The 12618-nt window shown below is 67.5% G+C and carries 16 protein-coding genes; 10 read left to right on the forward strand and 6 right to left on the reverse strand.

Annotated features, from left to right (window positions below; genetic code table 11):
• The first annotated feature begins 151 nt into the window (after positions 1-151).
• Positions 152-703 carry a DUF5810 domain-containing protein gene (locus G9C85_RS10935; protein WP_166039850.1) on the forward strand — a complete coding sequence of 184 codons (552 nt, stop codon included), beginning with the start codon at positions 152-154 and terminating at the stop codon, positions 701-703.
• 24 nt (positions 704-727) lie between these two features.
• Complete coding sequence (locus tag G9C85_RS10940) at positions 728-1141, forward strand: DUF5809 family protein (protein WP_166039851.1); 414 nt, start codon at positions 728-730, stop codon at positions 1139-1141.
• A gap of 19 nt (positions 1142-1160) precedes the next feature.
• Here the strand turns inward: G9C85_RS10940 and hisH are convergent, their stop codons facing one another.
• A complete protein-coding gene (hisH, locus tag G9C85_RS10945; RefSeq protein WP_166039853.1) occupies positions 1161-1832 on the reverse strand; it encodes an imidazole glycerol phosphate synthase subunit HisH in 672 nt (223 codons plus the stop codon).
• Positions 1833-2142: 310 nt separating this feature from the next.
• Here hisH and G9C85_RS10950 point away from each other — a divergent pair, with 310 nt between their 5' ends.
• The 3 genes from G9C85_RS10950 to G9C85_RS10960 are packed head-to-tail and all read left to right on the forward strand — an operon-like array spanning position 2143 to position 4958.
• A complete protein-coding gene (locus tag G9C85_RS10950; protein ID WP_166039855.1) occupies positions 2143-3111 on the forward strand; it encodes a substrate-binding domain-containing protein in 969 nt (322 codons plus the stop codon).
• 54 nt (positions 3112-3165) lie between these two features.
• Entirely contained in the window at positions 3166-3921 is a 756-nt protein-coding gene (locus tag G9C85_RS10955; protein ID WP_166039857.1) for a phosphonate ABC transporter ATP-binding protein, read from the forward strand.
• Positions 3918-4958 carry an ABC transporter permease gene (locus G9C85_RS10960; RefSeq protein ID WP_193570696.1) on the forward strand — a complete coding sequence of 347 codons (1041 nt, stop codon included), beginning with the start codon at positions 3918-3920 and terminating at the stop codon, positions 4956-4958. The genes G9C85_RS10955 and G9C85_RS10960 overlap by 4 nt, the downstream gene beginning before the upstream one ends.
• 1 nt (position 4959) lies before the next feature.
• On the opposite strand, the gene G9C85_RS10965 is transcribed toward G9C85_RS10960, so the two are convergent.
• The 3 genes from G9C85_RS10965 to G9C85_RS10975 form a co-directional block, all read right to left on the reverse strand.
• Positions 4960-5631: a uracil-DNA glycosylase family protein gene (locus G9C85_RS10965; protein ID WP_166039859.1), complete on the reverse strand. Its 672-nt coding sequence runs from the start codon at positions 5629-5631 to the stop codon at positions 4960-4962.
• A 92-nt stretch (positions 5632-5723) separates the two neighbouring features.
• Positions 5724-6281: a DUF99 family protein gene (locus tag G9C85_RS10970; protein WP_166039861.1), complete on the reverse strand. Its 558-nt coding sequence runs from the start codon at positions 6279-6281 to the stop codon at positions 5724-5726.
• On the reverse strand, positions 6278-6454 hold the full coding sequence (locus G9C85_RS10975) for a DUF5786 family protein (RefSeq protein ID WP_166039863.1): 177 nt from the start codon (positions 6452-6454) through the stop codon (positions 6278-6280). Before G9C85_RS10975 ends, G9C85_RS10970 begins: the two co-directional genes overlap by 4 nt.
• A 106-nt stretch (positions 6455-6560) precedes the next feature.
• Here G9C85_RS10975 and G9C85_RS10980 point away from each other — a divergent pair, with 106 nt between their 5' ends.
• Entirely contained in the window at positions 6561-7175 is a 615-nt protein-coding gene (locus G9C85_RS10980) for an MBL fold metallo-hydrolase (RefSeq protein ID WP_166039864.1), read from the forward strand.
• Between the two features lie 99 nt (positions 7176-7274).
• Here G9C85_RS10980 and G9C85_RS10985 read toward each other — a convergent pair whose 3' ends face one another.
• Positions 7275-7424 carry a 50S ribosomal protein L40e gene (locus tag G9C85_RS10985; RefSeq protein WP_166039866.1) on the reverse strand — a complete coding sequence of 50 codons (150 nt, stop codon included), beginning with the start codon at positions 7422-7424 and terminating at the stop codon, positions 7275-7277.
• Positions 7425-7600: 176 nt separating this feature from the next.
• Here G9C85_RS10985 and G9C85_RS10990 point away from each other — a divergent pair, with 176 nt between their 5' ends.
• From G9C85_RS10990 to G9C85_RS11000, 3 genes are all read left to right on the forward strand, one after another.
• On the forward strand, positions 7601-9391 hold the full coding sequence (locus tag G9C85_RS10990) for a site-2 protease family protein (RefSeq protein ID WP_166039868.1): 1791 nt from the start codon (positions 7601-7603) through the stop codon (positions 9389-9391).
• An 86-nt stretch (positions 9392-9477) separates the two neighbouring features.
• Positions 9478-9969, forward strand: a complete 492-nt coding sequence (locus tag G9C85_RS10995; protein ID WP_166039870.1) for an Lrp/AsnC family transcriptional regulator — start codon at positions 9478-9480, stop codon at positions 9967-9969.
• A 75-nt stretch (positions 9970-10044) separates the two neighbouring features.
• Positions 10045-10317, forward strand: coding sequence for a HalOD1 output domain-containing protein (locus G9C85_RS11000; RefSeq protein ID WP_369680798.1), 273 nt, complete (start codon positions 10045-10047; stop codon positions 10315-10317).
• Between the two features lie 54 nt (positions 10318-10371).
• Here G9C85_RS11000 and G9C85_RS11005 read toward each other — a convergent pair whose 3' ends face one another.
• A complete protein-coding gene (locus tag G9C85_RS11005; RefSeq protein WP_166039874.1) occupies positions 10372-10896 on the reverse strand; it encodes a PadR family transcriptional regulator in 525 nt (174 codons plus the stop codon).
• A gap of 124 nt (positions 10897-11020) precedes the next feature.
• Between G9C85_RS11005 and G9C85_RS11010 the strand changes: the two genes are divergently transcribed.
• A complete protein-coding gene (locus tag G9C85_RS11010) occupies positions 11021-12598 on the forward strand; it encodes a heme-binding protein (RefSeq protein ID WP_166039876.1) in 1578 nt (525 codons plus the stop codon).
• Positions 12599-12618: the final 20 nt, after the last annotated feature.

Raw genomic sequence — 12618 nt, forward strand, 5'->3', positions numbered from 1 at the left:
TTGTTCCTGTTCGGAGATAGAGTGACGGTCGAGCATGCGGGGGCGTTCTGTTGGGTCGTCGTGGCGTCGTTGGCCTCTGCGACCGGGAGCGGGTTCTCGGGCGAGGGTCGTGACGGAGGGCTTTTGCTCGCGGCGACGCACGTTCCCGGTAATGGCGTACCGCTGTCCGGTGTGTGACACGCCCCAGACCGACGCGGAGCATCTCGCGAACCACCTCGCGTTCACCGCGGTCATCCGCGGCGACGCGCACGAGGACTGGCTCGACGACCACGTGCCCGAGTGGGGCGAGCGGAACCCGGAGACGCTCGCGCCGACGGTCGCCGAGGCCGTCCCCGAGGTCGACGTCCCCGAGTTCGACGACGACGGTCACGACCACGGCGGTCGGCTCGAGGACGAACTCGCGCAGCAGGGCGGGCACCGCGGCCCCGGCGCGACCGGCGGTGGCGAGGCGGGCGCGAGCGCGGGCGGTCGCGGCGACCTCACCGACGAAGCGGCGGGCGTGATGGCGGAGGCCCGCCAGCTCACCGAGCAGATGTACGGGCTCGACGAGGGCGGCGACGCGAGCGAGGGCGAGGACGCGAGCGAGGGCGAGGACGCGAGCGAGGGCGAGGACGCGAGCGAGGGCGAGGATGCGAGCGAGGACGACGGGTCGGACGGGGAGTCCGCGAGCGGCGACGGGTCGGATGCAAGCGAAAGCGAGTAGTTCGGGACGCCGATAGGCTCGGGCATGGACGTCGAAGGTTCGCTGTCGCCCGAGACCGCCGCGGAAGCGCGCGAGGCGTACGACGCAGTTGGCCCGACCGCGCAGCTCGTCGTGAAGGAGGTCGCGAAGGCGATGGGGTTCGACCGCGAGGAGTACCGCGAGCGCGTCACCGGCGACGTCGTCGAGACCGCGCGCGACGTACTGTTCGCCGCGGAACTCGAAGTCCGGGTCGGGAGTCGCGACGAGTACGACGCGTGGCGCGAGGGGTTCGACGGCGACGTCGTCGAGCGCGGGAGCGAGCACGTCCACGCGGTCGCGTGGCACGTCGCGCCCTTTGCCGAACAAGCAGTAGCGGCGACGTTCCAGGACGAGCGCGACGCCGCCGTCGGCACCCTCCGCCGGCAAGCCTACGGCGAAATCTACGAAGAGCGGCTCTGACGGTCTCGGTCAGTTCTGCCTACGCGTCCGCGCAGATGTCGACGAAGTTCCGGAGGATCCGGAGCCCGGTCTCGCCGGACTTCTCGGGGTGGAACTGGGTGCCGAAGACGGTGCCGTCGTCGTTCGCGACGACGCTCGCGAAGTCCTCGCCGTAGTCCGTCGTCGCGACGACCGCGTGCTCGTCGTCCGGAACGGCGTAGTACGAGTGCACGAAGTACGCGTGCTCTCCATCGACGCCGTCGACGAGGGGGTGGTCGCGCCGGACGTCGAGTTCGTTCCACCCCATGTGGGGGACGTTCCGGTCCTCGGCGAAGCGCTCGTTCGTTCCCGGGATGAGGTCGAGGCCCGTTACGTCGCCTTGGCCCTCGCGTTCGGCCTCCTCGCTCGACGTCAGGAGCATCTGCATCCCGAGGCAGATCCCGAACAGCGGCGTCTCCGAGGCCGCGACGTCGCGGAGCGTCTCGCGGAACGGCCCCGCGTTCTCCATGCCCTCACCGAATGCGCCGACGCCCGGGAGGACGACGCCGTCCGCGTCCCGGATGCTGTCCACGTCGTCCGTGACGGTGACGCTCGCGCCGGCGCGCTCCAGGCCGCGCGTGACGCTCCGGAGGTTCCCGAGCCCGTAGTCGACCACGACGACGTCGGCGACGCCGAGGTCCTGCTCCACGATCTTCCCCGCCTGTTCGCTCATGCTAGAGCGGACGGTCGGAGAACTCAAACGCGTTTCCCATCGGGCCGCATCTGCCAGCGACTACCGACCGCCATCGCGTCCCTCGCCCACGACGACGGTCAGTCTCGCTCGCGACCCGGCGGTGGTCTCGCTCACGACCCGGCGGGAGTCCCTCCGCTTTGGTCGACGACCTCTGTCGAATTCCAGAATCACAAGTGGGCGCGGCCGCAATCCCGCACACGTTAACTTTGGCTGTGGTCATCTCAATAGGTCTCGATAGAACGATTAGGAAAACTTAAGTCCGTAATCAAGAACTATGAACTGATTCGCAATGGCAAGTCGACGCGATTTCCTCAAGGTGACAGGCGCGCTAGGCGCAGCGAGCACGTCCGGACTGGCGGGCTGTATCGGTAGCTTCGGCAGCCAGCCGTACAACGACGGGACGATCGACTTCATGATGAGTCCCACCGAGCCCCAGAACTACATGATGAAGCAGTACGGGCCGTTCGCGGACCACATCGAGGAGTCCGTCGACAACGCGGACGTCAACCTCGAGTACGCGTCGAACTACTCCGCGGTCCTCCAGGGCCTGGGCTCGGGCTCCGCCGACATCGCCGAGACCGGTCCGTTCGCGGCCGCACTCGGCGTGAAGTCCGGCGACGCCGAGATCGCGCTCCAGCGCAAGGCCTACGGCGGCTGGAAGTACACGAGCGTCATCGTCACGCGCGAGGACTCCGACATCGAGAGCCTCAGCGACCTCGAGGGCGAGACGATCGCGTTCGCCGACATCACGTCCGCGTCGGGGTCGCTCTACCCGCTCTGGATGCTGAAGGAGGAAGGCCTCAGCATCGGCGAAGCGCCGACCTCGGACAACGGCGCCGACTTCACGGCCACGTGGTCCGGGCACGCCGAGGCGTTCAAGACGCTTCAGGACGGTCAGGCGGCGGCCGCTGGCGTCGGGAAGTTCATCACGCAGGGCGACGACGGCTACGTCGACGGTATCGAGCCGGTCGCCGACTACATGGCCGACTACAACGAGAACGGTATCCCGCGCGCGCCGATGGTGACGAGCCCCGAGCTCTCCGACGACAACAAGTCCCAGCTCGTCGACGCCATCTCGAACGCGCCCGACGAGGCGTACCTCGGCGAGAACGGCAAGCCGAACTCGGAGACGGGCGACGACGAGACCGAGGACGACCTCTGGTTCTCGGGCGTCCGCCCCGCGGACCTCGAGACGTACCAGCCCGTCATCGACGTCGCTGACTCCCTCGGCCTGAGCACCGACCTCCTCGACGGATAACCCCGTCGAGTAGAGTCCGAAAGCAACTAACCGTTCTTCACGAATCAATTGTCAATGCCCGCGATTACAGTAGAGAACCTGACGAAGCGCTACGGGGACACCGTGGCGCTCGAAGACGTGTCCTTCTCGATCCCCGAAGGGGAGTTCGTCGTGCTCCTCGGGCCGTCCGGGGCGGGGAAGTCGACACTCCTTCGCATCCTCAACGGGCTGACCGAGCCCACCGAGGGCGGCGTCTACATGGGCGACACCGAGCTCAGTGGTCGTCGCAGTGACATCGGGATGGTGTTCCAGATGCACTACCTCGTCGAACAGATGTCCGCGTACAAGAACGCACTCACGGGCGCGCTCAGCCGCGAGGACCTCATCAAGAGCGTCCTCACGTGGTACGACACGCCGGAGAAGGTGTCGGCGCTGGAGGCGCTCGACACTGTCGGGCTCCTCGAGGAGGCCGAGCAGCGCGCCGGGTCGATGTCCGGCGGCCAGAAGCAGCGCGTCGGGATCGCTCGCGCGCTCGTCCAGCACCCCGACCTCATGCTCGCGGACGAACCCGTCGCGAGCCTCGACCCGAAGGCCGCCGAAGAGGTCATGGGCTACATGCGGGACGCGGCGAAGGAACGCACGCTCACGACGATCGCGAGCCTCCACCAGGTCGGACTCGCTCGCGAGTTCGGCGAGCGCTACATCGGCCTGCGCGACGGTCGCGTCGTCTTCGACGGCGGCAGGGACGACTTGACGATGGACGTCGTCGACGAGATCTACTACGAGGACGACGAGGACGCGTCCGCGGCCACGCAGGAGGCCGTCCAATGAGCGACGAAGCCGTCGACGCCGACGCCGGCGCGAGTCGAGGGCAGCCGAGTGCGCGCATCCGCGAGCGGCTCGACGAGATCGAGCGCGCCCAGCGCATCCGTCGGATCCTGATGCTCGGACTCGCCATCGGCGTGCTCGTGCTCACGGGCGCCGGATTGACGTACCTCGGGTTCACGCTGGCCGCGGTCGTCCGGCAGTTCCCGGTCTTCCTCGACAACATGCTGAACTTCGCGACGCCGGACTTCCGGTTCTTCACGCTGTACTCCTCGAGCGAATCCATGGACGGCTGGAGTGGGTTCTTCGGGAGTCTCGCGAACCCCGAGTCGCTCGTCGAGTCGATCCTCCAGCGCAACGAGGGAACGAGCATCGTCGGGGCGAGCGTCGTCACCATCATCGTCGGCCTCACCGGCACGGTCGTCGGGTTCCCACTCGCGCTGTTCTTCGGCGTGCTCGGGAGCGAGCGCGTGACGCCGTTCCCGTTCAACTTCCTGTTCCGCGGGACGATGAGCACCATCCGCGCGATTCCCGCGATCGTCTGGGTGCTGTTCTACATCCCCGTGTTCGGGCCGACGCCGCTGTCCGCGATGTTCGCGATCGCGACGGACACCATCGGGAACATGGGGCGCCTGTTCACGGACGAACTCGAGGAGGTCGAGGAGGGCCCGATCGAGGCGATCTCGTCGACGGGCGCGAACCGCTCGCAAGTCATCAGCTTCGGGATGCTCTCGCAGGTGTTCTCGTCGTTCATCGCGTGGGCGCTGTACATCACGGAGATCAACGTCCGGATCGCGATCTCGCTGGGCGTCGTCGGCGCGGGCGGCCTCGGGCAGTACATCAAGGGCCAGCTCGCGCAGCTCGCGTTCTCTCGCGCCGCCGCTGGCATCTTCATGGTGATCGTGATCGTCATCAGCGTCGAGCTGTTCTCCTCGCGGCTCCGGTCGCGACTCCGGCCGGAGGAGAACTCCGGGAAGGGGTTCTTCGAGTCCCTGCGCGGACTGGCAGACGGCGACAGCTGGCTGGGTCGCACCGAGAAGTAGTCTAGAACTCGCCGAGGCGGGACTGCCCGCCACTTCCGTTCTCTCTCTCCACGCCCGCGAGCGCTGCTGCTTCCGCGATCGTCTCCTCGAACGTCTCCTCTTGGCTGCGGTCGTACAGCGTCGCCGCCGGGTGGACGGAGAGGAGGACGCGGTACTGGTCGTCGCCGACGCGAGCGTCGTGGACGTCGCCGGCCTCGTTCGTGATGGCGACGTCGCGCTCGAGGAGGTGCTGGCTCGGGACCTTCCCGAGCGTCACGACGACCTCGGGGTCGACGATCGCGAGTTCGCGCGCGAGGTGACTCCGGCAGTTCTCGAGTTCGTCAGTCGTCGGGTCGCGGTTCTCCGGCGGCCGACAGCGCACGCAGTTCGTGATCCGGACGGCTTCGCGTTCGAGCCCGGCGGCCAGCAGCGCGTCGTCGAGGACGGACCCAGAGCGGCCGACGAACGGCTCGCCCTGCTCGTCCTCGTTCGCGCCCGGGCCCTCGCCGACGAAGCAGACGTCAGCGTCGACGGGCCCGACGCCGTTCACGATCCGCGACCGCGACTCGCACAGCGCCGGACAGCGCTCGCACTCGAGCACCACCGGGCCGTCGACCGTGGCGTCCTCCGGCGCGGCGTCCGGCGTCGCATGCTCCGACGGGGCGTCCCCCGCGGCGTCGTCGTCTTCGACCATGTCCACTCCGCGGACGGGAACCACCCTAACGGTTTCCCTCGCGACTGCCAGCCGCTGCGCTGGATGGACGTCGAATCTCGGAGCGGTCGCCCTCAGTCGTCCGTGCGGAGGGCGTCGCCAGCGCGCGCGATCTCGCGCGCGACGCGAACCGGCTCGGGCCGACCGCCTTCGTGCGTGAACCCGCGGACGAGTTCTGCGGCGTGCTCGCGACCGACGCCGAGCGCGCGAACGAACACGACGTCGTCGTCGACGTCGACCGGGCGACGGTCGGGGAGCGCCCGGTACGCGCGCAGTCGCTCCGCGAGCGCCTCGCCGTCGAACGCCTCGCGCAACGCCGGTTCGAGGCCGTCGCTGTCCTCGAACGACACCGCGAGCACCGGCCGGTCGACGCGCTCGTGGAGCGTCTGCAGGTCGAGGAGGTTGTACCACGCCGGCGCCACGCCCGCGACGAACACGTACCTGGCGTCCGGGCGCTCCAGTGACGCGACGACGTCGGCGACGCCACTCGTCGCGTCACGGCCACCGACCGTACACGTTCCGAAAGAAACCGTTTCGACCGCTCGGTCGGCCCGAACGACGACTGCGGCGAGCGTACTCGTCGAACCCCGGTAGGATTCGGCGACGCCCACCGCCCGCGCCCCGGCCTTCACGTCTCGCTCTTGATGTCCTCCAGGCGGTCGAGGAGTTCGTCGTTCGATGCCCCATTCTCGAACTCGACCTCACCCTCGTGGTCGCTCTCGCGGCCGTCAACGGTGTCCTCGTCGAGGTCTGTGTCTATCTCCTGGGTGTCCTGCTCGGACTCATCGTAGCTCCCAAAACCCATACGTGACACAGTATGACGTACAGCATCAAAAGCGTCACGGGCGATTTCTGAATCCCGACCGACCTCCACGTCAGGCTTTAGTAATCGACCGTCCGTCGGTGTATACGTGACAGTACATACGGTGACGGCCGACGCGGAGACGTTCACGTGCAACGCCTACCTCGCCACCGGCGCGGTGACGGCGCTCGTCGACGTCGGCGCGTACGACGGCGTCGTCGACGCTGTCCGCGAGCACGTCGGCGACGTGGACGCGGTCCACCTCACGCACCAGCACGGCGACCACGTCGCCGAACTGGACGCCGTCGTCGACGCGTTCGCCCCCGACGTGTACGCGTACGGCGAGCACGAGTACCGGACGCACGCCATCGAGGACGGCGACACGGTCGAGATCGGCGACGAGAGCTTCGACGTCGTGTACACGCCCGGGCACGCGAGCGACCACGTCTCGTTCGTCTCCGAGAGCACGCTGTACTCGGGGGACGTCGTCGTGCACGACGACGGTGCGTTCGACTACGGGAGCTTCGGGCGCACGGACTACGCGGGCCAGAGCCGCGAGCGCCTCGTCGAGAGCATCCGGGAACTCCTCGAGCGACTCCCCGACGGCGTCGAGCACATGTACGCCGGACACGGCAGCGAGTTCCACGGCGACGTCCGGGACGTCGTCGAGACCGCGCTCTCGCGAGCGGAGAAGCGCGAACCGAAGTACCCCGACGACGCCTGACTCGCCTCGAGTTACGCCGTCTTCGGGCGCGAGAACGACGCCGGATGCTAGTGGGGGATGGAGCGATACGGAGAACGCTGCAGCGGAAAAGTCGACCGATCAGGCGGCGCGCGCTTCCTTGGCCTTCGGGCGCAGATTCTTGTACCCGCACTTCCGACAGCGATCGGCTTCCTTCGCGTTCCGTGCGTTACATCGCATGCAGATCATCTTCTCGAGGTTCCGCGCTTCCGCTTCCTTGAAACTGGCCATACGACCCCTCACGTCCCGGTACTGTTAAACGTTTCCGAGTTCCGGCGACGCGCGCCGTCGAGAACGCGGCCGTCGACGGTCGACAGTGGAGCACGCCGTCTTCGCGCACGGACGGTCGCGTCCCGTGCAGGGGGTAACCAAAGCCATTTGCCCGCGGGTCCCGGACTGTCGAAGTGATGGTTTCCACGCTGCAGTGGGTGCTGTTCGGGCTCCTCGTCTACTGGCTCGCCGTCCTCTACGCCGACCGGAACGGGCTCATGCCGTCGTTCGTCGGCACGAGCGGGCCGATACTGACGCTGCACACGAAGCGCGGGCGGGCGTTCCTGAACTGGCTCGCCGGCCCGAAGCGGTTCTGGCGAGCGTGGTCGAACGTCGGCGTCGGCGTCGCGCTCGTCGTGATGCTGGGGTCGTTCCTCGCGCTGGTGTTCGCGGCGCTCCGCGTCGCGCGCGACCCCGCCCAGCAGACGGTCAGCAACCCGAAGAACTTCCTCGTCATCCCCGGCGTGAACGACTTCCTCCCGCTCTCGGCCGCGCCCGGCATCGTGTTCGGGCTCGCGGTCGGGCTCGTCGTCCACGAGGGCGGACACGGCCTGCTCTCGCGCGTCGAGGACATCGAGATCGAGTCGATGGGGCTCGCGCTCCTGGCCGTCCTCCCCATCGGTGCGTTCGTCGAACCGAACGAGGCCGAGCGTCGCGAGCGCTCTCGCGGCGCGCAGACGCGGATGTTCGCTGCGGGCGTGACGAACAACTTCGCGGTGACGCTCGTCGTGTACGCCCTCCTGTTCGGCCCGATCATCGCGTCGCTGTCGGTCGCACCGGGCGCGGCCGTCGCGGGCGCCCTCCCCGGGTCGCCCGCCGCCGACGCCGGCGTCGGCCCAGGCGACCGCATCACCGCGATCGACGGCACCGACGTAGAGACGAACGAGGACTTGGACGCCGTGCTCGACGACTCGACTGCGGAGAACGTCACCGTCGAACTCAACGACGACCGGACGGCGACGGTGTCCCGCGAGGTGATCGTCACCGAGACCGTCCGCGGCGGCCCGAGCGCCGTCGCGGTGAACGACAGCGTCGTCGCCGTCGACGGCGAGCGCGTCGACTCCCGCTCCGCGTTCCGGGCGGCGCTCGCGAACACCACCGGCCGGACGACCGTCACCGTCGAGCGCGACGGCGCACGCGAGCAGGTGGCGTTCGTCGCCGGCGCGTACCTCACCGTCCTCCCCGGCGAACCGCTCGCCGAAGCGGGCGCACCCGCCGGCGACCCCGTCGTCGTCACCGCCGTCGACGGCGAGCGCGTCCTCGACGCCACGGCCCTCATCGCGGCTCTCGACGACACCGAACCCGGCCAGGAGATCGCCGTCACCGCGTTCCACGACGGCGAACTCGCGACGTACAACGTCACCCTCGGGAACCAGGACGGCGCCGGGTTCCTCGGCGTCCAGCCCGCTCGCGGCATCGGCGGCGTCTCCGTGACGGACTTCGGCACTGAACTCTACCCGGCGGGCACGTACCTCACCGCGCTCGGCGCCGCGCCCGACGGCGGCGCTGGCGGCGTCGGCCCCATCCAGCGGTTCTTCGGCACCCTCATCGGGACGCTCGTCCTCCCGTTCGCGAGCGCCATCGGCGGCATCGGCCTCCCGTTCAACTTCGCCGGCTTCCAGGGCCCCATCACGAACTTCTACGTCGCCGACGGCGGCCCACTCTCGTTCATCGGCAAAGACGTCCTCTTCGTCCTCGCGAACCTCGCGTTCTGGACCGGCTGGATCAACGTCCAGCTCGGCTTCTTCAACTGCATCCCGGCGTTCCCGCTCGACGGCGGCCACATCCTCCGCACCAGCGCCGAAGCCGTCATCTCCCGACTCCCCATCGACCCCAAGCGCCGCCACGTCCGCTACGTCACCACGAGCGTCGGCGTCACCATGCTCGTCTGTCTCCTCGCGATGGTGCTCGTCCCCAGCCTCCTCTGACCCGACAGACGTCAGGCGGAACGCTGCTGGGAACGTGCACTTCCAGGCGCGAGAAGGGTTTTCCGAACGCGTCCTGTAAGGTCCATATGAGCCCCGAAGAGATCGACGACACGGACAAAGGGATCGTCTATCTGCTCCAGCAGGACGCTCGGAAGCGAACGGTCGCCGACATCGGCGATCAGGTCGGCGTCTCGTCTAGCACCGTCACCAACCGGATCGATCGGCTCGAAGAACGGGGCGTCATCAAGGGGTACCACACGATCGTCGACTACACGAAAGCCGGGCTCGGTCATCATCTCCTGGTCACTGCGACGGTCCCTCTATCGGAGAAGGAGGAGATGGTCGACGAGATCATGGACCTCTCCGGTGTCGTGAGCGTTCGAGAGCTGTTGACAAATAACGAGAATCTGTCCCTGGAGGTGGTTGGGCGGACGCAGGAGGACGTAGAGGCGAGCCTGGTCGCCCTGGATTCGCTGGGCGTTAATATCGAACGTATGGAGATCATGAAACAGGAACGGGCCCAGCCCTACAATCACTTTGGTCAGGAGTTCGCTGACGACGACGAGGTTGGCCGATGACCAGCCCGCTTTAAGTCACGCTGGTTAGTGTCCAATTGACGACATGTTTAAATGCGGCGAGGCTCGAATGAAGACGTGAACCAGGTACAGGCCGACGCCTCTACGAAGAGCAGCATATGTCAGAAAGTCATTGAAGCAGTCGCAGACGCGGAACGGACGGATGCGACCGACCTCGTTCCACCCCTGTACGACGCGATCGATCCCGACGCCCTGGAGAGCCTATTCGACAACGACGGAGCGCGCGGAAAGGTCGTTTTCAACTACATGACCTACGAGGTGAGCGTCTTCTCCGATGGGTACGTTTCAGTGAATTCCCTCGCTACAGTACCAACCGTGCTGAAAGAGTGACGACGGACGGAACGGAACCGTCGGCGTGGCGGTCGCTGTAGGCGTCTCGGTCGATCAGTCCTCGTCTCTCTCGACGCCGTGGTCGTCGTAGAACTCTTCCGGAGTTACCTCTACGCGGTCGAACTCGCCGAAGTAGTGGTCGTGGTGGCGGATCATCTGTTCGACGATCCACGCCGAGAAGTCCTCGTCGAAGTGCCACTCGCCGTCGAGGTCGGGGACCTCGAACCGGTCGTCGCAGGAGAACGCGACGTACACGTGGTAGAACCCGAGGATGACGTCCGCGAACTCCTTGGCCATCCGCGCGGACTCCTCGCGGCGACTCGCGAGCTCCTCGACGCCGTCGTCTGTGAGCTCGAAGTACTTCCGGTCGGGTTCGTCCTCGCGCTCGATTCGCCGCGCCCACTCTTCGTCCTCGAACTTGTACAGGATCGGGTACACGGAGCCATAGGAGGGCTCCCAGTGCCCGCCGCTTATCTCCGTGATCTCCTTGAGGATCTCGTAGCCGTACCGCGGTTTCTCCGCGAGCAGCTCCAGGACGATGTACGCGATGAGCCCCTTCGGTGGGCCGCTCTTACGCATCTTGTATTGACCTTCCGTGGCGTTCGTGAAAGGGTTTCGATACGGGTGGTCAGTTGCCGGGGCTACGGCTGCGACGTGGCGCGATACCGACACGGCCTTTTGACCCCCACCCCAAGCCGCTCGTATGACACAGCGCGAACCGCCGCTGACGGCGGAAGGGTCGTACGTACTCCACGACTTCCGGACGGTGGACTGGGACGCGTGGCGGGACGCTCCCGAGCACGAGCGCCAGCGAGCGCTCGAGGAGGGCGAGGACTTCCTCGTGCACCGCGAGCACGCCGCGCGAAGCGAGAGCGGCCAGTCCGCGCTCTACTCGATCCTCGGGCACAAGGCCGACCTGCTCTTCCTACACTTGCGACCGGAGATGGCGGACCTCGACCGCATCGAGCGGTCGTTCGAGGACACCGCGCTCGCCGCGTTCACCGAGCGCGCGACGAGTTACGTCTCCGTCACCGAAGCGTCGGGGTACGGCGAGCAGACCCGCGAGTACCTCGCCGGCGAGACCGACGAGGACGCCGCGATCGGCGACTACATCGACGACCGCCTCCACCCCGAGATTCCGGACAGCGAGTTCGTGTCGTTCTACCCGATGAGCAAGCGCCGTCAGCCCGAGCAGAACTGGTACGACACGCCGTACGACGAGCGCGCCGAGCACATCATGCGGCACGCCGACATCGGCCGCGACTACGCGGGGAAGGTCGAGCAGATGATCTGCTCGTCGGTCGGACTGGACGCCCACGAGTGGGGCATCACGCTCTGGACGGACGACCTGACGGACGTGAAGGACCTCTTGAACGAGATGCGGTTCGATCCCTCTACGTCGCAGTTCGCGGAGTTCGGCGACTTCCTCGTCGGTCGGAAGTTCCCGCCCGCGGACCTCCCCGCGTTCTTCGCCGGCGAGGACGTCCCCGCACCCGAGAGTCAGGGCGAAGGCGGCGGTCACCATCACGGCGAAGGTGAGACGCACGCCCACGGCGACGACGCGGAGCACGCGCACGGTGGGGAAGGCCACCACCACGGCGAGGAAGGCCACCACCACGGCGAGGAAGGCCACCACCACGGCGACGACGCGGAGCACGCGCACGGCCAGGACGACGACGCGGGCGGGCCGCCGCCGGGAGTCCGCGACGAGCTCGAAGCCGAGGGCGTCTACGGCGGTCAGCCCCACGGCGAGGACGTGTACGCGGTCGTCCTCTACTCGGAGGCCGACGTCGACGAGCTCTACGATGAGATGGACGGCCTGCGCGGGAACTTCGAGCACTACGACCGCCACGTGAAGACCGCCGTGTACGAGAACGCCGGGGGCCCGCACGCGGTCGCGAGCGTCTGGGAGGCCCAGGAGGCCGCCGACACCGCGAGCGGGTTCCTCACCGACCTCCCCGGGATCGTCCGGCAAGCCGGCGACGACGCCGACAGCGACACCTGGGGAACGATGGGGATGTTCTACACCACGAAGCCCGATCGCCGCGCGGAGTTCGTCGAGAAGTTCGAGACCGTCGGCGGCGTCCTCGCCGACATGGACGGCCACATCAACACGGACCTGCTCGCGAACGTCGAGGACGAGAACGACATGTTCATCGCCTCCCGCTGGCAGTCCCGCGACGACGCGATGGCGTTCTTCCGCTCCGACGCCTTCAGCGACACTGTCGACTGGGGCCGAGACGTCCTCGCCGACCGTCCACGACACGTGTTCCTGGCGTAGTCGATTCACGACACGTGTTC

Origin of the sequence: Halorubellus sp. JP-L1, from assembly GCF_011440375.1 — an archaeon.
GTDB lineage: Archaea > Halobacteriota > Halobacteria > Halobacteriales > Natrialbaceae > Halorubellus.

Coding starts and splice junctions, on each gene's coding strand:
- G9C85_RS10950 (WP_166039855.1), top strand. CDS start 2,143: ATGGCAAGTCGACGCGATTTCCTCAAGGTGACAGGCGCGCTAGGCGCA.
- G9C85_RS10960 (WP_193570696.1), top strand. CDS start 3,918: ATGAGCGACGAAGCCGTCGACGCCGACGCCGGCGCGAGTCGAGGGCAG.
- hisH (WP_166039853.1), bottom strand. CDS start 1,832: ATGAGCGAACAGGCGGGGAAGATCGTGGAGCAGGACCTCGGCGTCGCC.
- G9C85_RS10990 (WP_166039868.1), top strand. CDS start 7,601: ATGGTTTCCACGCTGCAGTGGGTGCTGTTCGGGCTCCTCGTCTACTGG.
- G9C85_RS10985 (WP_166039866.1), bottom strand. CDS start 7,424: ATGGCCAGTTTCAAGGAAGCGGAAGCGCGGAACCTCGAGAAGATGATC.
- G9C85_RS10955 (WP_166039857.1), top strand. CDS start 3,166: ATGCCCGCGATTACAGTAGAGAACCTGACGAAGCGCTACGGGGACACC.
- G9C85_RS10975 (WP_166039863.1), bottom strand. CDS start 6,454: ATGGGTTTTGGGAGCTACGATGAGTCCGAGCAGGACACCCAGGAGATA.
- G9C85_RS10940 (WP_166039851.1), top strand. CDS start 728: ATGGACGTCGAAGGTTCGCTGTCGCCCGAGACCGCCGCGGAAGCGCGC.
- G9C85_RS11010 (WP_166039876.1), top strand. CDS start 11,021: ATGACACAGCGCGAACCGCCGCTGACGGCGGAAGGGTCGTACGTACTC.
- G9C85_RS11005 (WP_166039874.1), bottom strand. CDS start 10,896: ATGCGTAAGAGCGGCCCACCGAAGGGGCTCATCGCGTACATCGTCCTG.
- G9C85_RS10965 (WP_166039859.1), bottom strand. CDS start 5,631: ATGGTCGAAGACGACGACGCCGCGGGGGACGCCCCGTCGGAGCATGCG.
- G9C85_RS10995 (WP_166039870.1), top strand. CDS start 9,478: ATGAGCCCCGAAGAGATCGACGACACGGACAAAGGGATCGTCTATCTG.
- G9C85_RS10935 (WP_166039850.1), top strand. CDS start 152: ATGGCGTACCGCTGTCCGGTGTGTGACACGCCCCAGACCGACGCGGAG.